The organism is Shewanella canadensis, assembly GCF_003966225.1.
Classification (GTDB): domain Bacteria; phylum Pseudomonadota; class Gammaproteobacteria; order Enterobacterales; family Shewanellaceae; genus Shewanella; species Shewanella canadensis.
The window spans coordinates 1-20,193 of sequence record NZ_RXNU01000008.1 but is presented as its reverse complement, the minus strand read 5'-3'; the positions used below and the strand labels follow the sequence as shown (position 1 = coordinate 20,193).

14 protein-coding genes are annotated in these 20,193 nt (G+C 44.9%); 6 read left to right on the top strand and 8 right to left on the bottom strand.

What is annotated here, in order from left to right; all coding sequences use genetic code 11:
• Nucleotides 1–51: 51 nt before the first annotated feature.
• On the bottom strand, nucleotides 52–1,635 hold the full coding sequence (locus tag EKG38_RS15350; RefSeq protein ID WP_246033186.1) for a M28 family metallopeptidase: 1,584 nt from the start codon (nucleotides 1,633–1,635) through the stop codon (nucleotides 52–54).
• A gap of 292 nt (nucleotides 1,636–1,927) precedes the next feature.
• Between EKG38_RS15350 and EKG38_RS15345 the strand changes: the two genes are divergently transcribed.
• Nucleotides 1,928–3,778, top strand: a complete 1,851-nt coding sequence (locus EKG38_RS15345) for a cation:proton antiporter (RefSeq protein ID WP_126521113.1) — start codon at nucleotides 1,928–1,930, stop codon at nucleotides 3,776–3,778.
• Between the two features lie 135 nt (nucleotides 3,779–3,913).
• Here EKG38_RS15345 and fadE read toward each other — a convergent pair whose 3' ends face one another.
• On the bottom strand, nucleotides 3,914–6,361 hold the full coding sequence (fadE, locus tag EKG38_RS15340; protein ID WP_126521112.1) for an acyl-CoA dehydrogenase FadE: 2,448 nt from the start codon (nucleotides 6,359–6,361) through the stop codon (nucleotides 3,914–3,916).
• Between the two features lie 238 nt (nucleotides 6,362–6,599).
• Here fadE and EKG38_RS15335 point away from each other — a divergent pair, with 238 nt between their 5' ends.
• Nucleotides 6,600–7,379, top strand: coding sequence for a class II glutamine amidotransferase (locus EKG38_RS15335; RefSeq protein WP_126521111.1), 780 nt, complete (start codon nucleotides 6,600–6,602; stop codon nucleotides 7,377–7,379).
• Nucleotides 7,380–7,389: 10 nt separating this feature from the next.
• The gene (locus tag EKG38_RS25365) at nucleotides 7,390–7,524 is read left to right on the top strand and encodes a hypothetical protein (RefSeq protein WP_281277004.1); all 135 of its coding nucleotides are present in this window, start codon (nucleotides 7,390–7,392) and stop codon (nucleotides 7,522–7,524) included.
• 198 nt (nucleotides 7,525–7,722) lie between these two features.
• Here the strand turns inward: EKG38_RS25365 and EKG38_RS15330 are convergent, their stop codons facing one another.
• Both EKG38_RS15330 and EKG38_RS15325 read right to left on the bottom strand, forming a co-directional pair.
• Complete coding sequence (locus EKG38_RS15330; protein ID WP_126521110.1) at nucleotides 7,723–8,490, bottom strand: DUF3108 domain-containing protein; 768 nt, start codon at nucleotides 8,488–8,490, stop codon at nucleotides 7,723–7,725.
• 203 nt (nucleotides 8,491–8,693) lie between these two features.
• Nucleotides 8,694–9,020, bottom strand: coding sequence for an MGMT family protein (locus EKG38_RS15325; RefSeq protein WP_126521249.1), 327 nt, complete (start codon nucleotides 9,018–9,020; stop codon nucleotides 8,694–8,696).
• Nucleotides 9,021–9,260: 240 nt separating this feature from the next.
• On the opposite strand from EKG38_RS15325, the gene EKG38_RS15320 reads away from it, so the two are divergent.
• On the top strand, nucleotides 9,261–9,947 hold the full coding sequence (locus tag EKG38_RS15320; protein ID WP_126521109.1) for a hypothetical protein: 687 nt from the start codon (nucleotides 9,261–9,263) through the stop codon (nucleotides 9,945–9,947).
• Nucleotides 9,948–10,044: 97 nt separating this feature from the next.
• Here the strand turns inward: EKG38_RS15320 and EKG38_RS15315 are convergent, their stop codons facing one another.
• A complete protein-coding gene (locus tag EKG38_RS15315) occupies nucleotides 10,045–11,766 on the bottom strand; it encodes an MFS transporter (RefSeq protein WP_126521108.1) in 1,722 nt (573 codons plus the stop codon).
• 261 nt (nucleotides 11,767–12,027) lie between these two features.
• On the opposite strand from EKG38_RS15315, the gene def reads away from it, so the two are divergent.
• Nucleotides 12,028–12,519 (top strand): peptide deformylase, encoded by a 492-nt coding sequence (gene def, locus EKG38_RS15310; RefSeq protein ID WP_126521248.1) that lies wholly within the window; start codon nucleotides 12,028–12,030, stop codon nucleotides 12,517–12,519.
• A gap of 270 nt (nucleotides 12,520–12,789) precedes the next feature.
• Here the strand turns inward: def and EKG38_RS15300 are convergent, their stop codons facing one another.
• On the bottom strand, nucleotides 12,790–14,187 hold the full coding sequence (locus tag EKG38_RS15300) for a sensor histidine kinase (protein ID WP_246033181.1): 1,398 nt from the start codon (nucleotides 14,185–14,187) through the stop codon (nucleotides 12,790–12,792).
• 181 nt (nucleotides 14,188–14,368) lie between these two features.
• On the opposite strand from EKG38_RS15300, the gene EKG38_RS15295 reads away from it, so the two are divergent.
• The gene (locus EKG38_RS15295; RefSeq protein WP_126521106.1) at nucleotides 14,369–14,893 is read left to right on the top strand and encodes a DTW domain-containing protein; all 525 of its coding nucleotides are present in this window, start codon (nucleotides 14,369–14,371) and stop codon (nucleotides 14,891–14,893) included.
• A 166-nt stretch (nucleotides 14,894–15,059) separates the two neighbouring features.
• On the opposite strand, the gene EKG38_RS15290 is transcribed toward EKG38_RS15295, so the two are convergent.
• Both EKG38_RS15290 and EKG38_RS15285 read right to left on the bottom strand, forming a co-directional pair.
• Nucleotides 15,060–18,524: a zinc-dependent metalloprotease gene (locus EKG38_RS15290; protein WP_126521105.1), complete on the bottom strand. Its 3,465-nt coding sequence runs from the start codon at nucleotides 18,522–18,524 to the stop codon at nucleotides 15,060–15,062.
• 26 nt (nucleotides 18,525–18,550) lie between these two features.
• Complete coding sequence (locus EKG38_RS15285; RefSeq protein WP_246033180.1) at nucleotides 18,551–19,420, bottom strand: hypothetical protein; 870 nt, start codon at nucleotides 19,418–19,420, stop codon at nucleotides 18,551–18,553.
• Nucleotides 19,421–20,193: the final 773 nt, after the last annotated feature.

Below are 20,193 nucleotides of genomic sequence, written 5' to 3'. Positions count from 1 at the left end.
TAATTGGGGTGAACAAAAGAGGGAGGAATAGTGGCTTTTTATTTGATGGTATTACATCTTGTCTTCGGCTCTGCGCTTCTTAAAGTCAGAATCCGCTTTCCACTTAGGCCAATCATCATTGGTCGCCAGCTCACTCGCTATATCGACAATTAAAGATATCTCCTGTTGCATACCACCTAATGACCAGGAAGGTGAATAGTCGTCGGCCTCTTTATGGTATCTGTGACTGATATAGTCAGGATCGGTATCCCCCAGGCTCATAAACAGTAAACCAGGTACTCCTTGTTTAGCTAATGAGAAGTGGTCGGAACGAAAGAACAGTCCGTTTTGAGGTCTTGGATCGAGTTTAACGTGCCTTTGCTGTTTACTCGCAGCCTTTTCCAGATATTCCTCAAGTTCTGACATGTTTTTGCCATATTGTAATACATAGTCGACCCCGTCTAAGGCGTTCATGCCATCGATATTCAGTAAGCCTACGATGCTTTTAGTGGGTAAAACGGTGCCGCGAGCAAAGAGTTCGGACCCAATCATGCCCGTTTCCTCTGCGGTAAAATTGGCAAAGAGAATTGAACGTTCAAACGGCTTAATTTTGTGGCGCTCCATCAGTATGCGAGCAATTTCCAGTGTGCCCGCTACACCGGTGGCATTATCTATGGCGCCATTATAAATCTTGGGACCCTCAGGTGTTTGCTGCGTACCAAAATGATCCCAGTGGGCACTGACGATAATGGTTTCATCGGGTCTTTTGCTGCCTTTAATTAACGCAAGAACATTGTTTGATTCGGCGTGCTCTATAGCTGTAGTCATGTTTAAACTGGCGGTTTGATTTAGACCAATAGGCTTAAAGTTACGGGTGATAGCTTGGAGTTTCAATGAGTCAAAGTCCAGACCGGCCTGAGCAAATACCTGCTTCGTGGCTTCATGTTGTAACCAGCCCATGATTGGTAGCTTGCTCTTGTTATTCTCACCGTCGACTAAGGTGTATTTACTGCCTGTGTTTGAGCTCTCTACTACACTCCACGGATAGGCGGCAGGTGCCGTTTCGTGGACAATCAATACCGCTTTTGCGCCTTGTCTGGCCGCTTCCTCATACTTGTAGGTCCAACGTCCATAATAGGTCATGGCGTTGCCGGTAAATAGATTATCGTCTTGTGTTGCAAAGCCTGGATCATTGACTAAAACAATGACAGTTTTATCTTTTACGTCAATGTCGCGATAATCGTTCCACTGATATTCAGGGGCATTGATGCCGTACCCTACAAACACGACCTGTGAATCATTGAGTTTGATATCTGTATTCATTTGCTGAGTGCGGGCAGTAAAATCTTTTCCCGCCTGAAACTCAAGCTCACCTATGGTTAAATGCATCGACTGGTCTGAGGTAAGCTTGGCCATGGGCACGGTTTGGAAGAAGCTGCCTTTATTGCCCCCGGCTAATCCCATTGCGCGATATTGTTCCGCCAGATAATCAATGGTGACTCTCTCCCCTTCAGACAGCGGCCCTCGACCGGCAAATTCATCGGAGGCCAGTATTTTTATATGGCGATGAGCATTATCAAGATTGACTTCAGAAGTTGGAGTTTTTGATATCTGTTGCCCGCATGCCGTTAAAAATAACGTTGAAAAGAACGTCATTAACAAAATATTTCTACTATTCATATTGTTGTTCGTATAGTGAATAAGGATTAAACACTATAAATCATTTTATTATCACGCGCATAGGCTGTTTCTTCTATCCATAGCTCAAATTTGAGCCATACTCATGTCATTCATCAAAACTAATCCCTTATTAATCGTTTTTAAGTCAATAGGCCTGCTTAGTAGGGCATTCTCGGTTGAGTTTACAGATGTTTGTGGTGCGGATATTCGACAGATAAGGTTGCGTTTGTAGGAGTGAAATCGATGGCACTTCTTGAGGAATATTTTTATGGTCGAACAGATCACAGCCATGCTGGGGCTGGTAGGTGTGTTATCTCTAGTTTGCCAATGGGTAGGCTGGAAAATGCGATTGCCTGCGATTTTGCCTCTCCTGTTATGTGGTTTAATCATGGGACCCATGCTTGGCGTACTCGATCCCGATGAGCTCTTCGGTGAACTGCTTTTCCCCATTATCTCTTTAGGTGTAGCCGTTATTCTCTTCGAAGGTGCATTAACCCTGAACTTTAAAGAGATAAAAGACCATGGCCGTATGGTCACGCATTTGGTATCAATCGGTGCGCTGATCACCTGGCTTTGTATCGGAGGCGCAACTCATCTTCTTCTAGGCTTTAGTTGGACGATGGCCATGTTATTTGGCGCCCTGGTGGTTGTTACCGGTCCGACGGTTATCGTGCCAATGCTTCGAAGTGTTAAGCCTAAGTCACAACTGGCAAGCATTTTACGTTGGGAGGGGATTATCATCGATCCCATAGGCGCTCTACTTGCCGTATTGGTTTTTGAATATATCGCCGTGGCCGCCGATCCGACTACACATATGATCTATGCCCTTGGTTATATGCTTGGGGTCGGCTTAGGTTTAGGCGCATCGGCCGGTTACCTTGTCGGACAGATTTTAAGGCAAAACCTGTTACCCCACTATCTGAAGAATACCGCGGTATTGACCATTATGTTGGGCGTGTTCGTCGGCTCTAATTTGTTGCAGGAGGAGTCAGGGTTACTGAGTGTCACCGTTATGGGCATCTTCTTAGCCAATATGAGAGGAGTCGATATTGCCGATATCATCGAGTTTAAAGAGACGCTAACGGTTCTGCTTATCTCTGCGTTATTTATTTTGCTGGCTGCTCGCCTGGACTCTCATGCCCTGTTAAGTCTGGGATGGGAGGGAGTAGGGCTATTGGCCATTGTGATGTTTATTGCTCGCCCCCTGAGTGTCTGGTGCTGCGGAATAGGCACGTCTTTAAGTCGCGAGGATAAGTGGTTTTTAAGTTGGATGGCACCTCGGGGTATCGTCGCGGCGGCCGTTTCTTCGCTCTTCGCCATAAAACTCGAAGGGTTGGGGGTCGAAGGCGCGGGGTTAATTGTGCCTTTGGTATTTTTAATTATCATAGGAACTGTGGTCATTCAAAGTTTAACTGCGGGGATCTGGGCCAGATACCTGGGGGTTAATGCCGGCTCTTCCGAAGGCTTATTGATTTTTGGCGCAGCTCAGTTCTCCAGGGAGCTGGCAAAAGTCCTAAAATCTAAACAGGTTACCGTAATTCTGGCGGATAATAACTGGAACAACATCAGACTGGCTCGTATGGACAACATTCCCGTCTATTTTGGAAACCCCGCTTCGGAACATGCGACAAATTTTCTCGATATGACAGGAATAGGGCGCTTATTGGTTATCTCTCCCTATCGGCAGCTGAATCCTCTGGTGAGTTTTCACTATCAGGATCTATTAGGAAGCGAGAAGGTCTATGGTTTGAGCAGCAGTGAAGAGACAAGCGCGAGGCACCAACTATCCGAAAGCTATATGAAAAGGCTTTGTTTATTTGGTGAGTCCGTTTCTTACGCTAAATTGGCGAGTCTAATGTCCAAAGGGGCGGTGATTAAGAGTACCAACATCACCGATAACTTCAGCTTTAATGATTTTTGCACCCGCTATGGAGACAGTGCCATGCCGCTTATCTATCTGGAGGGGACGAAAGTGCATATATTTACCGCTTCAGATACCCGGCTATCAAGCGGAATCGAGTTGATCAGTCTCTTGCCGATCGAGGCGCAGGCGTTGGCTAAGCAACAGGATCTGTTATCGGAGAGTCTGGATGAAGCTGAGGGGGAGCCAAAGGGGTAAGTTTTAATGTGGAGTCGAGAGGTTGTCTTGAGCTAGGTATAAAACCTTATGGGCTTTATTCGAAGGTAAAAAAAAGGAGGCTTTCGCCTCCTTCAATTCATTTACTTATCACATCGAATTGCATGCCATTAACGGTTAAGCTGCCTGTTCATGGCTTGGGCTAGTGATAGTGAATGCTCGTAACTCGTCAGGATCGAAGTCATCAACGTTAATTGATTTCATACGACCAATCTCTGCACGTTCAAGCAAGTCCACTTCATCTTCGCTTAAGACACCAAGTGCTTTACCTTCGGCAGCTATCTTGTCCAACCACATGAATGGCAGACGTTTACCGGCAGCTTTACACACTTTGTCATACAGTGGTTCACAAGCGAGAATGTCTTTAAACGTCTGCTCCTGTATACCAACGGCATTGTTTTCACATGCAGTCCAGAATTGGCCTTTACCCAGACGGTCTCGACTGGCACAAGGTGTTTGCATAATCTTAGCGACTTTATGATCTAATATGTCACTAGGGCGTTTCAGCGGGCGACCAAATGGGAAGATTATCAGGCGTAATACATGACCCAGACCCATTGGGAAGTTATCTAAAAGGTCATCGAGAGAATCTTGAAGCTTATACAGGCAATCCTCTACGGCCCATTGTACAAGTGCCAAATCTTCTGTTTGACGTCCATCGTCTTGATAGCGCTTAAGCGTTGCCGATGCGAGATATAACTGACTCAATAGATCGCCGAGTCTAGCCGAGATCCGCTCCTTACGTTTCAATCCACCACCCAGTGTTGCCATGGCTAAGTCAGAGAGCAGAGCCAAGTTAGCACTGAAACGATTCATATGTTGGTAGTAACGTTTTGTCTTATCAGAATACGGTGAATTTGAGAAACGGCTGGAAGTCAGACCCAGCCAGAAACTGCGAACCAGGTTACTGGTTGTGAATCCGATATGCCCGAACAGAGCCGAATCAAAGTCAGTCAGACCTCTATTGCTATCTGAATCAAAGGCCGACTCCATCTCTGCCAATACATAAGGGTGACAACGAATCGCCCCTTGGCCATAGATGATCATTGAGCGGGTCAAGATATTTGCACCTTCAACAGTGATTGCTATTGGTGCAGCCTGATAGCCACGACCCAGGTAATTATTCGGGCCTAAACATACGCCTTTACCACCATGGATGTCCATCGCATCGATGACACATTTCTGCATTCTATCGGTTAGGTGGAACTTAACGATGGCTGAGATAACCGATGGTTTTTCACCTAAATCGATAGCGGTTGTGGTTAAGGTTGTTACCGCATCCATCAGGTATGCGTTACCACCGATCCGAGCCATAGGCTCTTCGATACCTTCGAGTTTACCGATAGGCAGTTTGAATTGACGACGAATACGGGCATAAGCACCGGTCGCAACAGCTGCGGTTTTAACACCACCGGCAGAATTCGATGGAAGAGTGATGCCGCGGCCAACCGAAAGGCATTCAACCAGCATACGCCAGCCTTGGCCTGCCATTTCCGGACCACCGATGATGAAGCTCAATGGGACGAATACGTCTTTACCTGTGGTAGGACCGTTTTGGAACATACAGTTAAGCGGCAAGTGACGACGACCCGTTTCTACCCCTTTGATATTCGTTGGAATGAGTGCACAGGTGATTCCATACTCATCTTTATCACCCATTAAGTGATCAGGATCTTGCAGTTTAAATGCAAGTCCAAGTACAGTCGCTGAAGGCGCTAGGGTTATATAGCGCTTGTTCCAGGTGAGTCTCATGCCTAGAACGTCTTCGCCTTCCCACTCACCTTTACACACGATACCAAAGTCAGGAATGGCACCGGCATCACTACCGGCTTCCGGGCTGGTTAATGCAAAGCAAGGAACTTCAAGTCCTTTAGCCAGTCTTGGTAGGTAGTAGTCTTGCTGAGCTGGAGTCCCGTAGTGCTGTAAAAGCTCACCCGGACCTAAAGAGTTTGGAACGCCGACAGTGGAAGCCAATTCACTGCTGACACCTGCTAACTTTTGAAGTACGCGAGATTGAGCATAGGCAGAATACTGAAGGCCGCCATACTTTTTCTTGATGATCATGGCGAAGAAGCCGTGATCTTTCAGATATTGCCAAACCTCTTCAGGTAGATCCCCAAGTTGATGGGATACTTGATGTTGATTGACCATTTTGCACACTTCTTCGACCGGGCCATCCAAGAAAGCTTGCTCTTCGGCACTCAATCTGGCTGTCGGGTAGTTATGAAGCTTCTTCCAATCAGGTTTACCCGTAAAAAGATCCGCATCCCACCAGGTCGTACCTGCTTCGATAGCTTCTTTTTCAGTAGAAGACATCTCAGGCATGATGCCTCGGTAGAGTTTTAACAGAGGTCTTGTTAGGTAGTTTTTTCGAAATGCACTGATGTTAAGGGGGAGCGCAATAGCTAAAAAGATAATCCACACAAGGGGACTAACAACTTCAGTTGCTGAACCGACAGCCATGACGACTGCGGCGATGATGCTTGATGTAAGCAGAGATACTCTTAAATAGGCTAAAGCGCCTAATGTAAAAAGCATCGCAAGGATCCAAAGTAGGGTAGTCACTGTTATTCTCCTTAAAATGCGACCTGAATATTGACCATAGGCCAAATGTTTGTTGATCATAATCACAATTATAGGTTGTGGTCAGACCTGTGTCGCATAAAATTTAACCCTATGTGTGACTTAATACAAGTAATATTTCAAACAAACGTTTAAAAAATTGTTTTAAGTCAGGATTCCACTTTTAGCTTCAAGTAGTTAAACTTGAATTATTGTAGATAGTGATGAATAGGGCGTATGAATGTGTGAACTACTGGCGATGAGTGCCAATGTGCCGACAGATATTGTTTTTAGCTTTACTGGCCTGGCTCAAAGAGGTGGTGTCACAGGCCCTCATGTCGATGGTTGGGGGATCACCTTTTATGAGGGGAAGGGAAGTCGTACCTTCAAAGATGCCTGTCCAAGCAGCGAGTCTCAAATTGCGAAGCTGATCCAATCCTTCCCAATAAAGAGTGAAGTGGTGGTGAGCCACATTCGACAGGCCAATCGTGGTTGCGTCTCTCTGGAAAACACACATCCCTTTACGCGCGAGTTATGGGGAAGGTATTGGACCTACGCGCATAACGGTCAGCTGAGTGAATACCAGGATAAATTTAGCGTTTCAAGGTATCAACCCGTTGGTGATACTGATAGTGAACTCGCTTTTTGTTGGTTATTAGAAAAGGTTGTCGAAAAATTTGGCGATAACGAGCCTGAGGATATCACACTCGTTTATCATTATATTGCCAAGCTAGCCGATGAAATTCGTGCCTTAGGTGTATTCAATATGATCTTAAGTGACGGCGATCATTTGATGAGCTATTGCAGCAATAATTTATGCTATATCACGCGTAAGGCCCCATTTGGTAAAGCCCGTCTGATAGACACCGATGTTGTCATCGATTTCGATAAAGAGACGACGGCCAATGACATTGTCACTGTGATAGCGACCAGGCCATTAACTAATAACGAGCAATGGCACATCTTATCCGCTGGTGAGTGGAAGCTGTTTTGTAAAGGGCAGCTGATAGGTGAACTGTGAAGCATCTGTCATGAAAGATAAGAATGGAACATCTGTTGCTATGGGGGATCGGGTAAGGTTGCTTCAATTACCCGATGTCAGCTATGACAAGCATGAGCTTAAAGATGTTTCTACCATGGTGGGCGAGTGCTTTAGAGTCGATTGAATATGAATGCGTTGAAATAAATAAATGGTTTGGCAGTGGTGATGACAAATTTTGCCATACCCTGTTTCTCTGGCCTGATGAGTTTGAATTCGTATCTATCTGACACGAAGTGAATGAATTCAAGTTAAATGGGATATTGGTATTGTTAAGCTTACCAATTGCACCGCTAATTATTTGCTGGCGGTGCAACTTGATGAATTATAGTGGCGTGATAACCTCGGAACTCAATGGCTCGGCGTTGACGGTTTGCTGTTCTTGAGCGAATTGATAACTGAGTAATTTAATATCGAGTTGCTTGCTACCCTTCTCGAAGTGAGTCAGACGAACCGGAAGGAAGCCTAATTTGGGTGCCATCCAAAAAAATGTCTGCCTCTTTGTGCTATCTCTGATCACTTCTATCTTGATGGTCTCATAACTGCCACTTTCAATGTTCATTCTCTCTTTTCCGACTACTTTAAAGTCGTACTCATCGAGTTCTCCGCTTTTCACCATGACGTAGTGTAACTCTTTCTTACCCTGAGCCAGATCCAGACGAAATTGCAGTTGTACCATCAGGGGATCATATAAAATATCGGTGTAGGGCAGTTTTGCTCTCTCATCTTTATAACGACTGTGAACCACCTCTTGCCCCTTGGCAAAGGCTGCCTGTTCCTGATAACTGGGGCCTGTGCCTTTACGGTTATGGATATAACGCATAGGAGTAAGCTGTTGATCATTTAGTGTAAAGTCACTGACAACATTTCTTCTATCGGAGAGAATTAATAAGCTGACATCACTGTCGAAACGGTATTGGTAAAGGTTTCCCTCGGCGTTTGGCAGCTGGTACCTTGCCTTACCCAGTTCTATGCTTCCATAATTGACCTGATATTCGGCCGTGTAGGGCGTCAGAGGCCCGGGCTCTGCGCTTAGGAAAAAGCTAAAGCATAATAAATTCGTTGCCAGTACTAGTCGTTTACCGATAGACAATGAGATCTCCTTAAAACAGATATTTCCAACATACTCATTCAAGTATGATCATAGCAATATTTTACTAACCTTGATATTCAGACAAGTTTATTCCTTTTCAGTTCACCGAACCGGAGCCAAGCTGATGCATATCGAGTCTGTGCTAAATAATGCTGTCGTTACTATTATGTGATGAGCGGGTTTATCTTTATGACCCATAAGTTTTAAAATGGGATCACTAGGACTAAGGTTGCAATATCAGGTTGCCACTCATAGTCTTGTAATTTAATTTTCCCAAGATTAACCTTAACGCCTTCGAGCCTAAGCAGTTCCATCTGTTCCTGATAGGGTTGCGAATGTTCTTTAAAAGATATTCGTCCCTGACTGTTAATGACTCTGAACCAAGGTAAATTCATCTCTTGCGGTGCAGATTTTAGCGCCTTTGATACATATCGGGCTCTTCCCGGTAAACCTGCCAGATCGGCAACTTTTCCGTATGAAGTTACGGTGCCTTCCGGGATCATACCCACAATAAACCAGATCTTCTCCATCGGTGAGTGTGTTTGCTGTACTGACACCTGATCTCCAGTTTCCTTCTGCTACATACCTGTCCATCATATCCTCTAATAGTGTTACAGACCAGAATACATAGCAAAACACGATACTGATTGATACTTTTGTTGGGTTCTGACCTGCATGTTGAACGGTTTTTAAGGCTTTGTAATAGTAAGTAAAGTGTGTTGAATGGACTTGATTTGACTGTGATAATGATATTTTTTCCGGTGTTACAAATGTATTTCAATAATAAGGGGGGGCTTCCCGTAACCCTCATTTTTCTCTGCCTTTCCAGTGCTGTGAACGCGCAAACCGCTCGCCATATTGCCGACCCACTCAATTTAACCACTACCCTCGGGGCGGGTTTCGACGCCGATGTACTAAAAGTCGCGGGGCGCTTGGGCGGGGATAACCAAAAAATTGAATTAAATTCTAATTTTGGTGGAGACAAATGGAACCTGTCTTATCTCTATTCCCCTCAAAGCGCGTTAAGTAACTGGAATTTCAGCGCTTCTATTAAACATGGGAAAACGGATACAGAAATTGGCCGCTTTAACCATTACCAATATCAAGTTGGCATTATTAGTGAATTTAATGGCTGGATGGATATCGCCGTATTTACTGAGGTGGGAGCAAATTACCTGAGTGTAAAAGATAACCCGAGCAGTGACAGTATTACAGCAAATGTCAGTGTGACGGCTCTCAGACCCTGGAGTGACCGGTGGTACAACACCTTGGTTGCGAAGGGCAGTGCGGCAATCGATAGCAGTGAACGCTATGAAGCTCATGCGTGGCTATCACTTGGCTATCGTGTGACTGAGCGCTGGTCTTGGGAGATCCGATATCGTTATGAGTCTAATCAATATGAGAGTTTCAGCGAAGAGGAGACTAAGTGGGGCTTTGCCATACAGTCTCAATTTTGATGACAATATATATGTTGAATGGTGACCCGGACACCAATGCTAACACCAACAAGAGGTGAAGTTATCAGTGTCCGATATACCAATTGGTATTACTTATTTATGTCGCCTCTATAGTCTCTTGTTGCTGCTCAACATCTTGCGATTGTGTTGCACCAAACTTATGAAACAGGACTAAACCTACAGCGGTGACTAAGCCAAAACTGCCTATGATGTACCACATAAGATCGGGGCGATGGGCATTCTTTGCGACTTCCGAATAAAGGAAACCTGATAGAGGGCCCGCAAGTAAAAAGCCGATCGCTGAGGAGACAAAGTAATAACCCATAAACATGGCTTTCTTGTCGTGTGGTGCAAAACTGGCCACGTACTCCTGACTCTTTGGTGAGGCAACCATTTCGCCGACAGAGAAGACCAAAATGGATGTCAGCACCATAAAGCCGCCCATTACCATTCCGTGAGCAACTCCACCGAGTGCTGTACCCAAAGATATAATAATGGTACCGGCAACTAAAATGGGAAGCGCTTGAAAACGTTCGATAAAACGACTAATCATCACTTGAAGCACAACAATTGACAGGAAGTTCAATCCAATCAGGTACTCAGGATTTATTTGTCTGTGTTGTGCAATCCAGGTTTGTGAGTAGTCGACGGCAATTGACGGATCTTGCGCGATGGCAGCTAAACCGAGTTTTAATTCGGTTACGGGAACCATCACCTTGGAGTGGACCAGTTCAAAATAGGCCTGATTAATGTCAATCTCATTAGTGGCAACTGCCTGAGAGAGTCTGACGAGCTCAGTTTGTAATGTGTGAATGTCTACAGGGGCTAAAAAAGATAAAAGATCAGGATATTGGCCCAACATAATCACAAGATCCGAAGTATCGACAAAGTCACGAATGAAGATTGGCAGGGTGATAAATATCTGTTGATACACCATCCAAAAGCCTGACAAGATCAGAAGGTAGATAACGAAGGGTTTATTTCCTAAGCAGATCTTTTGTCTGTACCAGGGGGCTTTCAGGTTTGCTTTAGCCGTCAGATCCCACAGGAAATGCCCGATAAACCAGGCGAAATAGATAATTAACGTTGTTTCTCCCGATATCCACTTCGCGCCATAAGACATCAATATGACTAAGGTGCCAAAAAATAGCATAGCAAAACGTACATTCCCCAACACTTGCTGAATGTCTGCAAATACCGCGCTTAATTGTTTTCCTGTTTGTGCTTTAGGATCGGTAGGCTCCTTATAAAAAAGTAAAGCAGGTATGAAGTTTACCGCTATCCAAAACGACGACATTATAAATACCCAATCCCAGCTGATTGCCCGAACATATCCGGCAATAAAGGGGCCCAGAAACCCACCTATGTTAACCATCATATAGAATATCCCGAAACCTAGTCCTCGGTTGGTATCATCGGTCGTTCGCGCAATAGTGCCCGTGACAACGGGCTTAAAACAGGCAGCGCCAAGTGCGACGCCCATAAAGGCGATAAAGAAGCCGGCGAATGAGTCGACCTGTCCCAGAATAAAATAGCTTGGACACATGATGAGGTAGGAGGTTAAAAACATCTTGCGGTAACCATAGCGGTCGGCCAACGCGCCTGTTAATACCGGGAAGAGGTAGAGGAAAAATGGGATCATTCCCTGAAGTAGTCCACGTTCCTGTTCACTGAACCCTAATCCTCCCTGACGAGCCGGAGAGGTCATATAGAGTGATGATAGGGTAAAAAATCCATACCAGGCAAGACGTTCAAATATTTCCATCGTATTAGCTACGAAGAAGGTTCTCGGCAAAGGCGTACGTGTAACTTGCGACATATATAATCCGTATATTGTATACACTTTTCTTATGCTAACGATTTAACGTCATTATTACAAGTTAAGCCTACTTAGTTCGTTTCGATTGGTTGCTTCATTTGGGGACAATTAGGGGACAATTAGGGGACAAATTCAATAGCGACTTTGATCTGGATGGATAATATCGATAGTGGCTATCTGGATAATTAATTGAGTCAGAGTTGCCTTTAAGGATAATTGGGTCATAATGACGCCAAATTTTTCTCAATATGTGATCTTGCTATGGCTGTACTGGATATTCTGACAATCCCCGATGAACGTTTAAAAAGAAAAGCTCAACCTGTTAAGGATATCGAATCGGTACAAGACTTTATCGATGATCTGCTGGACACCATGTATGACACCGAAGACGGTATTGGCCTGGCAGCAACTCAGGTAGGCAGTTTACATGCCATCTTAGTCATAGACTTGTCACCAGAGCGAGATCAGCCACAAGTGCTTATCAACCCTGAAATTATCGAAGCCGAAGGGGACTTTGTCGGTGAAGAGGGCTGTTTGTCTATTCCCGGCTACAGAGCAAAAGTCACCCGAAGTGAAAAAGTTAAGATAAAAGCCTTAGACCGTACCGGAGCCCCCTTCGAGATCGAAAGCGATACCTTCTTAGCCATAGTGATACAGCATGAGATGGACCATCTTCAAGGCGTCGTGTTTACCGATCACCTCTCTAAACTTAAACAACAGATAGCCTTAAAGAAGGTGAGTAAGAATAAGTAAACGAGTTATACCAATCAGTATAAGAAAGTGATCTACTCAGAGTTATTTTTGGCAAACTAATTCAAGGCGAATAGATGATGCAATGGTGATCCCTTATGAAGCTATTCAACGAAGAAGTAGGCAGCCAAAATACTCCTGAAAGGCGAGTTTTAGCGCTTCTGATGCTGCGTTAACGAGCTTAAACGTAGAATAACTATGCTCTTCACTCGCTGCCTTGCCTCAGATGCGCTAAACTCTCGCTGAGCGATTACATCTTTATAATGATTGGTATTAAGGGCATTTTAGTTTAAGAGGCAGAGTCATGCTGATACACAGGCCGCCACCTTTGCTGTTTCGAGCACTGACTTCACCGCCGAGTAACTTGATGCTCTGCTTCACTATGGCAAGCCCCAGGCCGTAACCGCCCTGGCTCGAATGACGTGCCTCATCCATTCTCGTAAATGGGTTAAACAAAGTGATGAGGTCATCTTCATTAATCCCTGGGCCATCGTCTTGAAATTCTAGCTTAATTGTCTCACCAAGGCTCAAACAGCTTACCTTGATGTGACACTCCCGGCCTGCATATTTAAGGGCATTTCGAAGTACATTCTCTATGGCGCTGATGAGGTAACTTGAATCTGTATATAAGGGAATATCCTCGTCCGGTTCAGGCCAGTGGATCGTTTGCTTGTCTGTGGCTTCAAATTCAATATCTCTGAGTATTCGATCTCTCAATGAACTGATTGAAAATGGACTTGGATTAAGAGCGATATTGGTATTATTAAGACGGCTAAAATTAAGAATACTGTCGATAAGCTTTGCCATCTGTTCATTTTGATCTTTGAACCTCGATATCAATGGCATCTGCTGAGCGGTGGCTTGCTTCTCTAACAAGTGAAGTGCAATCTCTTGCCTGGCCAGCGGGGTCCTCAATTCATGGGAGACATCCCTCAATAACCTTTCCTGATTTTGCATGCTGTTTTGTAACTGCTCGGCCATATAATCAAACTCAGTCGCAAGATGATAAAACTCCGGCTCTTTTACAGAAAAGTGATGAGCGATCCGTGTGGTTAACACTCCACCCGCCAGTGCCTTTGTGCCCGTCTGAAGGTGGGTTAAAGGACGTATCAGGTAGCGTCCCAACAGGGAGGAGAAGAGAAACAAGACGGTAATGCCGACTAATGTTCTGATGAGCCAGAGGCTGCTGCTGAGCTGCTGTGCCGGGTGGAGATCGGCGTTGAGCTGAACGACCAGAGTCAAGGGTGAGTCAGAATTAAAGCTATCGAACAGAGGTATGCCGATCAGTGGCTTTCGAACGCGGTCACCCATTGGCTGTTGTAACTGCCTCATGTATTGCAATTTAAATACAAAGTGGGGATGCATCTCTCTGTGACTCACTGATTTCTGGTTTTTATCCAATATATAGAGTGTGAAATCTTGTTCATTTTCCCATTTGGCAAGCCCATCGATATCGTTTATTTCCAAAAGTGCTTTAGCTTCATTCGCCAGCTTTTGAAGGTGCTCTTGGGTCGATGAGGGGAGAGTGAGTAGTTGACTGAGTACAACGCTCTCAATTGCAGTGGCTATGAGTAAAATGGCCAGGAGTGAGACTGCGAAGTAACTAAACAGTTTAAGCTTAAGACGCGAGAAGAGTCCAGTAAAAGGTAAAAACATATTGGGTGACTTCATGACAGTCATTCATTTCGAATGAGTGGTAATAATAATCGTTCTCACCATGTTATCTTAGTCGCTGACTAGGTTCCAGATTCAAACTTGATAAATTTGAACCCTAACGGCTATTCGTTAGATAATGCTTGGATCTGTAGCCAGTCATACCAATTGGTATTAGACAAAAAATTAAGAAATATCGATGAATGTGATCCTGTTAACCCATGAAAGAGAAGTCGAACGCCCAACCAATACCGGCGCACTGGCACTGGAGGCTTATCCCCAGTGGTGTAGCCGAGTTATCTGGTCTCGGGTTCGTCCCGATGAAACGTTATTGCAGCTCCTGCAGCAACCTGGTGTGGCGGTCTTATATCCGGCTGTGGCTGCAGAGGCTCCCGTTGGCGGAGAAAGTGGCGATACACAAAGCGTTGAGCCACAGCCTTCAGGTTCATACCTCGCTGAGCTACCCGAAACCTTGGTCATTATCGATGCGACTTGGCAAGAAGCCAGGAAAATGATCCGCCAAAGCCCTTATCTGCAGCAGGCGAATAAATTTGCGCTACCTGAGGTTCATACCTCGAAATTTAAATTAAGGCGTAATCAGGTCGACGGAGGCTTGTGTACACTGGAGTGCATCATCAGGCTGTGTTCACTCAAGGGCTTGTCTGCTGAGGCTGAATATTTAGAGCAAGAATTTGTATCGATGAATGATACTCATCGCCAGTAAGGGCTTGTGCAGCGTGCGGTAGTAAGCAGTGGTTGAAATGCTGATATTTTCATAAACAAATGCCGCCGGGAAGATTATTCCTGACGGCATTTTTAATTTTGCGCTTATCTCTATTTACCAATCACTTAACGTCAAATATGGACGGATAGGTGATTGCGACCTTTTCTTAATAGAGAACCGGTAGATAAGTGAGCACTAAACGGTCTCGTTCGAGCTGGCCATTCAATATCTCGCCAACCGTACCCGCGGTAAGTTTAATGTCCATCGAACCAGGATTGCTCTCTATGAACGCTTCAACACTCTGGATACGGGTGATTAGATTCATCGCCAGTGTATTTTCTGATGTAGCAACGTAGATACGACCGTTCAGCTTAATCTCTGCTTGCGAGTCAAGTGCAGGTCCTGCTAAGTGGATACCCACATATTCACGCCAGATCCTTGCTTTTTGCTCTCCCTGATAGTCACTATCTACGGAGGCGAGAACGACCTGACGTAACATCAGTTCCAGCAGGTTGCTCTTACCTTTAGGCTGACCATTGACGGTATCGAAACCAAAGTAGCGTGACACCATGCGATCGTAGTTAGGCAGTGGCTCGATACTCTGAGTGGCAAAGTCGACGTAGTTAGGCAATAACTCATTAAGTTTGCCGCTTGCACCACAAGACTCGACAAATAGCGCTGTGCCGCCATTTGTGAGTCCCGGACCGTCTCCCATTACCATCTTACAAAGCATATCCTTGAAGTCATTACCAACTTCAGGAAGATCAACCAGTGCCTTATAGCCACGTCCGGTCGTACTGCGAGCAGTCGTTCTGGATACTAAGGCACGAACCGCAAGTAATTTGTCAGGCCATACACCTAATACATCACGTTCGTTGACATAAGGGTGGTTGGGTGACGATGCTGGTACCTTAATACCGTTAAGTAGTCGACCCGAGAACGCCACATCCATATCCAGCTTGTCATGGAAGCTTGGGTTAATCGCGTAGTTAAGGATCAGATCTTTAAGGGCTTCCGGTGAGTCAGAGAACTTACTGATCACTTCACCCGGTTCTAGCTTGGCTTTCATATCACCGCTCTTGAAGCGGTACTGGGCCAGCAGTTCAGCGAAGTTATAGGACTTTCTCATGGCAACAGAGCCATCTTCTACCATCTTGAAAGTCACATCGACGCTTGCATCATTTTCACCGGCGAGTGTTAAAAAGAACTGAGCGGCGTTATTCAAGGCTCGTTGATTGCTACAATACCAAGCCGTTGCAGAGTCATCTTTACATGGCTCGACGAAGTAGTTTTCAGGTAATCCGAAAATATTCTCCAGGCTACTGATGTCTTCGACAAATTGGCGAATCTCATCGAAACGACGCTTACGGCCAACTGTGTAGCTTAGAGTATGATCTTCGAACAGGGTCTGACGGTTATGTCTCAGGTTCGCGGTTTCATAGCTATCGTTATACTTATCGATATAGAACTGGGCAATATCATTTAAGTTTTCGCCGGCATCACCACGGTTACAGTTGCTGTTCAATGATACATGACCATCGGTACAAAAAGAGTAACTACGTAAGTCGTGCTGTTGAGCGATGTTATATAGCGCACCAAAACGCGTGTCTCCATTGACGTTACCATCAATAAGTTCCTGACGACGCTTCTCATCTTCCTCTTTAAGAGATACAAACTGAGTGGCTGTTTCAGGCTCGCCTTTAAGTTCGACCTCACGGGCATAACCGAAGCGAAGCGCGGCTAAGTCGTAGGGCTGCAGCATAGTCGCGAAACGGTTTACGTTATAGTCCATCTGGCTTGAGAATTCTGCTTTAGCCGTCAGGTTCGGGTAACCTGCTGCAGAAAATTGATCATTGAGTGCTTTTAGCTCAGCTTCACTGAAGGTGTTATCGGCATCGGTACTGCCTGAGAAGTTATGTCTCAAACCGAAAGTATGACCCAGTTCGTGACTTAAGGTCCCGGCGAAAGCCTGTGCCGCAAGTTGAGTGGTTAGCTCATCTTGCAAAGAAATAGGCATATCTTCGAAGGCGATAAGTTCATTGCCTATATTACCATCAACCCACAAGGATGGATTTTTCCAGTTGATCTCGTGATCTTTAACACCTCTTGGCAGCTCACGGTTTTTACCCCCTTCAGCAAATACAGTATCGACATGCATCATGCTATTCTCTGACCAAAATGCCTGAGTATCGGCATCAAATTCGAGTAAATTTTCGAACGTGTTGTCTACCGGGAATTTTGGAAGCGCGCTGGCGGCGACCTCTAAAGCTGTTTCAGGTTTGGCAAACATGCCGCTATCAGCACTTGTGCCGCTGACTTTGACTTCAGTCGCTGTTGCCGTTGACGAGTATGGTACGCCGGTGAGTTCAGCGGCCGATGATGCGTCTAGTTTTCCACGATTATAATCGAGGCGAACCTGACGATAATAACGCACAGCGCCTTGTTTCAGATTAGAGCTGTACTGATTGACTCGGGCGCTGACGATTTCACCCGTTGCAGGGTTAGCCGCAGAGGGACCATAGCCAGCCAAACCATTATCGAGAGGTTCATCGAACAGGGTAATGTTACTGTAACGCAAGTCACCATGACGCTTATCAAGGGCTTGTTCGATCACCAGTTCAGGGAAGCCGGTCTTGTAGAGCTTATTTTCGATATTCAGCGCTGTGATCGTCTGATGTGCAGCGTCTAAATAGGGCTTGTTTTTTGGCAAGAAGAAGTTATTACTTAAATAATAAGTCAGGGTCTTCTTGGTTGGATCGACACGGTTCATATAGGTACGAACATAACCATCGACACCTGAGCTGTCTGTCGCATCACGATAGCTATGGTCAGATGTGAAGAATCCGTAGGTTCCATTTTCGTTCGGGCTGTAAGGTATCGCCTGATAATCTTTATTGGCCAGCTCATCGATGGCTACGATAGATATATATTCGGTGCTGGTGAAAGAGAGGTTATCCAGGCTGCCGTTATAGAACTTGTTGAGACACTGAGGCTCGGCCTGATAGGTGTGCTCGATTTCGAAATTGATGACACCCTTGGCCAGATCCATCTCGTAGCCTTTCCAGTCACCGCTGTTAACCAGCCGTGGATCTTCAGTTTCGGTAACGCATTGACCGAACATAAAGAGATCGTTAATGCCCAGCTCGGCAATCTTAGTCTCGGCAAAGTCCGGAACAAAATAGTTTTTGTCCTGCCACTTTAGATCGGCGTCCTTGTTTTCCTCTTCGACGTTGATACATTCGCGCCATCTGTCTTCGGTACACTTGTAATCGATGTACTTACCGGGAATGGTCAGCACAGGAGCTTCGTTATATTCATCGTCATAACGAGAGTCATGATCCAGTCCTATGGCATCACGATCGATTTGGCGTACCTGGATACCATTTGCGGTCTTGCGTAGCGTGACCAATTTTGGTGTGCCCTGGGAGAAACCACGAATAGATGCGGCATAGCGAGGGGCCTTTCCTACACTGCGAATATAGAGATACTGGCGTTCGCCGGCCTTGTCTATGTCAGCTGTGGTGATCTGTTTTTCATCTTTGGGAAGTTCCTTATAGGGTTCTTCTCCAGCGCCACAGCCGGTAAGAGCCCAAGCTCCTGTTATGGCCAGGCAAAGCATTGACTTGTTCATTTATACCTCTTGATTAAATGTCTTACTTATAAATATGTTGTTAATGACAAGTAGAAGGTTGAGCTTTTCTTGTCGTAGAATTCAAAGCCTTGAGAAGGGCCTATTTCGGGATCATAGAACTTGCCGCTGTTGTTGTGCCCGATAGCCACAACCCAATCGGAACTGAACTCCCAGCCCAGCTCTTGAGCAAAAGTAAACTGATCATCCATACGTCTGCCGTAATAGTTTTTCGACATCCGATAGCGACCGGTAACATCAAAATAGAGGCTGTCGGTAATTTGCCACTGAGCATCGGCCAGAGTATCGAACTGGTGTTCAATCAATACTCTCTGACCTGCCGTCTTATACTGGTAGGCGTTATAGCGATAGCGAGGGGACAGGTAAAAACTCATTGAACCCGTAGGCGTCCAATACAGGTAGCCGGCGACACGGGGCGCATATTGCAGACGATCGAGTTTGGAATAATGATTTCCCGGAAGATAGACACCGACACTTCCCCTGAGGAAAAGGGTGTCGGAAAACACGTGAAAAGGCGTTCGATAATCCAACAGAGGATCGTAGAAACTCGACTCTTTTCCATGAAGAGTTTGCTTTTCACCACCGAGAGTCAGTAACAAGCTGCCCCAATCAGATTTATAGCTGACACGGCTACTAAAGTTATAAGCCTGATAGGCGCTAAAGGTGTCAGAATCATAGGAGTTACGGGTAAACCCTACATTGATATAACCTGACCAATTGGTTTCTACTTCTTTACGGGTGATCTCATACTCGTTAACGGCATAAGCTGATGTTGAGCCTAACAAGGCAAATCCAGTGATGGCGATGCAATATAAGTAATTAAACTTATTTGAGCCATGATTTATAGGTATAGAAGACAGAGCGGGTGTTGATGGCATATTCCAATCCAATATATTTGTCATTAACAATATAAAACTCTTACAAACTCAGATGTAAAGTCTGATGAGAATTTTCTAATTAAGTTTTGTAGAGATGAACGATTAGTGAATATTAATCTATAAATCTCGATTTATTATTTGCAACTAATTTTATTAAATGCCAAACCTTAACATTATGCCGTATGGTATAAATGCGGTAGTTCAGTTGTTCTTAACAATGTTTGCCATTATAAAGGTAACAAACTCTCAACTGCTACTGGCCGGTAAGTGTGTAAAAAAAGTCAGTGTTATCAATGGCCGCAGGTGGCTTTTGTCAATCAGTATTTATGGCTGATTTAATCCTAACCAAACATAGGTGATAAAGTTAAATATAGGCAAACGAGCAACATTTAACTTGGTATAATAAACTGTACGGCATGCTGATAAGGATATAAATAACACTTCAACTTAAATTAGAAAAAGATAATTCGCAATGTTACATGTTGATGCATTTATTTGATAATATGTTTATATTAAATGTCTCGTCAACACTTAATTTAGTCTTATATGTACTCGAGTTATAAAAACTCTGCATTGGCTCAAATAAATAAATTAAACTTGTAGGTGGATATGTGTTGGCTTTGTTTGTTTTTGTGCCTTAGTTGTTTGCATGTTTCGGAGTAATCCGATCACCGATTCCGGGATAAACCGATCACCTGTTTCGGTTTAATCCGATCACACATTCCGCGATAATCCGGTCATTTTAGGCATAACTCCGGAATACATGATCGGAT

What these genes read in the sequence shown, in the direction of transcription:
- EKG38_RS15350 (WP_246033186.1), bottom strand. Translation starts at nt 1,635, where the DNA reads ATGACGTTCTTTTCAACGTTATTTTTAACGGCATGCGGGCAACAGATA.
- EKG38_RS15345 (WP_126521113.1), top strand. Translation starts at nt 1,928, where the DNA reads ATGGTCGAACAGATCACAGCCATGCTGGGGCTGGTAGGTGTGTTATCT.
- EKG38_RS15335 (WP_126521111.1), top strand. Translation starts at nt 6,600, where the DNA reads ATGTGTGAACTACTGGCGATGAGTGCCAATGTGCCGACAGATATTGTT.
- EKG38_RS25365 (WP_281277004.1), top strand. Translation starts at nt 7,390, where the DNA reads ATGAAAGATAAGAATGGAACATCTGTTGCTATGGGGGATCGGGTAAGG.
- EKG38_RS15325 (WP_126521249.1), bottom strand. Translation starts at nt 9,020, where the DNA reads ATGGAGAAGATCTGGTTTATTGTGGGTATGATCCCGGAAGGCACCGTA.
- EKG38_RS15320 (WP_126521109.1), top strand. Translation starts at nt 9,261, where the DNA reads ATGTATTTCAATAATAAGGGGGGGCTTCCCGTAACCCTCATTTTTCTC.
- EKG38_RS15315 (WP_126521108.1), bottom strand. Translation starts at nt 11,766, where the DNA reads ATGTCGCAAGTTACACGTACGCCTTTGCCGAGAACCTTCTTCGTAGCT.
- def (WP_126521248.1), top strand. Translation starts at nt 12,028, where the DNA reads ATGGCTGTACTGGATATTCTGACAATCCCCGATGAACGTTTAAAAAGA.
- EKG38_RS15300 (WP_246033181.1), bottom strand. Translation starts at nt 14,187, where the DNA reads ATGAAGTCACCCAATATGTTTTTACCTTTTACTGGACTCTTCTCGCGT.
- EKG38_RS15295 (WP_126521106.1), top strand. Translation starts at nt 14,369, where the DNA reads ATGAATGTGATCCTGTTAACCCATGAAAGAGAAGTCGAACGCCCAACC.
- EKG38_RS15290 (WP_126521105.1), bottom strand. Translation starts at nt 18,524, where the DNA reads ATGAACAAGTCAATGCTTTGCCTGGCCATAACAGGAGCTTGGGCTCTT.
- EKG38_RS15285 (WP_246033180.1), bottom strand. Translation starts at nt 19,420, where the DNA reads ATGCCATCAACACCCGCTCTGTCTTCTATACCTATAAATCATGGCTCA.